The sequence below is a fragment of the Hydrogenophilus hirschii genome (assembly GCF_054656675.1).
Genome location: NZ_BAAHXQ010000003.1, coordinates 382,501 through 384,606, shown reverse-complemented (window position 1 = coordinate 384,606; position 2,106 = coordinate 382,501). Strand labels below are relative to the sequence as shown.

The 2,106-nt window shown below is 56.9% G+C and carries 2 rRNA genes (1 of these 2 only partly in view); both read right to left on the bottom strand.

Annotated features, from left to right (window positions below):
* Positions 1 to 175: 175 nt before the first annotated feature.
* Positions 176 to 290 (bottom strand): 5S ribosomal RNA (gene rrf / locus ACYQ4Z_RS10690).
* A 98-nt stretch (positions 291 to 388) separates the two neighbouring features.
* A 23S ribosomal RNA gene (locus tag ACYQ4Z_RS10685) occupies positions 389 to 2,106 on the bottom strand; it runs 1,156 nt beyond the window's last position.

Sequence of the window (2,106 nt, the reverse complement as noted above, 5' to 3'; positions counted from 1 at the left end):
GAGGAAAAAAGAAACGCCACCGACCCAAATAGGGAGCAGCCCCTCACAACAAAAAGAAAACCGCGATGAATTATACGTGAAGGCTTTCCGGCCCACGAAGCGTAAACGTCAAACGCCCATCTTTTGGGATGGGCGTTTGGTGTTTGGGTTTGACTGGTTTGGGTTGTTGGGTTGAGTCTGACGATGACCTACTTTCCCGAGGAGTGTTCCTCAGTATCATCGGCGCTGCCTTGTTTCACGGTCCTGTTCGGGATGGGAAGGCGTGGTGCCAAGGCGCTATGGTCGTCAGACTCGAAGCTGGTGTGACGCTTTGGAACGGCGTGTGGGTTTTAGGTAGGGGGTGCGTTTTGGGTGATGTGTGTGTGGGTTTATGTGGCGTTACGGCCATAGGATCAAGCCGGTCGGGCAATTAGTACGGCTCAGCTCAACGCCTTGCAGCGCTTACACATGCCGCCTATCAACGTGGTGGTCTTCCACGGCCCTGATCGGGAAGTCTCATCTTGGGGTGAGTTTCGCGCTTAGATGCTTTCAGCGCTTATCTCTTCCGCACTTAGCTACCCGGCGGTGCCACTGGCGTGACAACCGGTACACCAGAGGTGCGTCCACTCCGGTCCTCTCGTACTAGGAGCAGCTCCCCTCAAACTTCCTACGCCCACGGCAGATAGGGACCAAACTGTCTCACGACGTTTTAAACCCAGCTCACGTACCTCTTTAAATGGCGAACAGCCATACCCTTGGGACCGACTACAGCCCCAGGATGAGATGAGCCGACATCGAGGTGCCAAACACCGCCGTCGATGTGAACTCTTGGGCGGTATCAGCCTGTTATCCCCAGAGTACCTTTTATCCGTTGAGCGATGGCCCTTCCATGCGGGACCACCGGATCACTAGGACCTGCTTTCGCACCTGCTTGGCTTGTGGGCCTTGCAGTCAAGCACGCTTATGCCCTTGCACGTACAGCGCGATTTCCGACCGCGCTAAGCGTACCTTCGTGCTCCTCCGTTACCTTTTGGGAGGAGACCGCCCCAGTCAAACTGCCTGCCATGCACGGTCCCGGGTGGGGATGCACCCACCGCGGTTAGAACCTCGATGGGGCCAGGGTGGTATTTCAAGGACGGCTCCACCGAAGCTGGCGCCTCGGCTTCTTTGCCTCCCACCTATCCTACACAGGCCACATCAAAGTCCAATGCAAAGCTGCAGTAAAGGTTCATGGGGTCTTTCCGTCTAGCCGCGGGTAGATTGCATCTTCACAACCACTTCAATTTCGCTGAGTCCCAGCAGGAGACAGTGGGGCCACCGTTACGCCATTCGTGCAGGTCGGAACTTACCCGACAAGGAATTTCGCTACCTTAGGACCGTTATAGTTACGGCCGCCGTTTACCGGGGCTTCGATCAGGAGCTTGCACCCCATCACTTAACCTTCCGGCACCGGGCAGGCGTCACACCCTATACGTCCACTTCCGTGTTTGCAGAGTGCTGTGTTTTTATTAAACAGTCGCAGCCCCCGATTCTCTGCGACCCCCAAGCGCTTCAGGGGCAAGCCCTTACACGCTCAGGGGCACACCTTCTCCCGAAGTTACGGTGTCAATTTGCCGAGTTCCTTCTGCTGGGTTCTCTCAAGCGCCTTGGTGCTTTGACACCAGCCCACCTGTGTCGGTTTGCGGTACGGTCACCTTGCAACTGAAGCTTAGAGGCTTTTCCTGGAAGCTTGGGATCGCGCCTAGCGAAGAACCGAAGCTCTTCGCCCCGTCACCTCTCGTCGTTGCCGGGCGGATTTGCCTACCCAGCCTGACTACCGGCTTAGACCAGGGCGTCCAACACCTGGCGGCGCTACCCTTCTTCGTCCCCCCATCGCATTGCAAGGTGGTACGGGAATATTGACCCGTTTCCCATCGACTACGCCTTTCGGCCTCGCCTTAGGGGCCGACTAACCCGACGCCGATGAACGTTGCGTCGGAAACCTTGGGCTTTCGGCGAAGGGGCTTTTCACCCCTTTTATCGCTACTCATGTCAGCATTCGCACTTCGGATACCTCCAGCGTGCCTCTCGACACACCTTCGCAGGCTTACCGAACGCTCCCCTACCACGCACACATTGCTGTGTGCA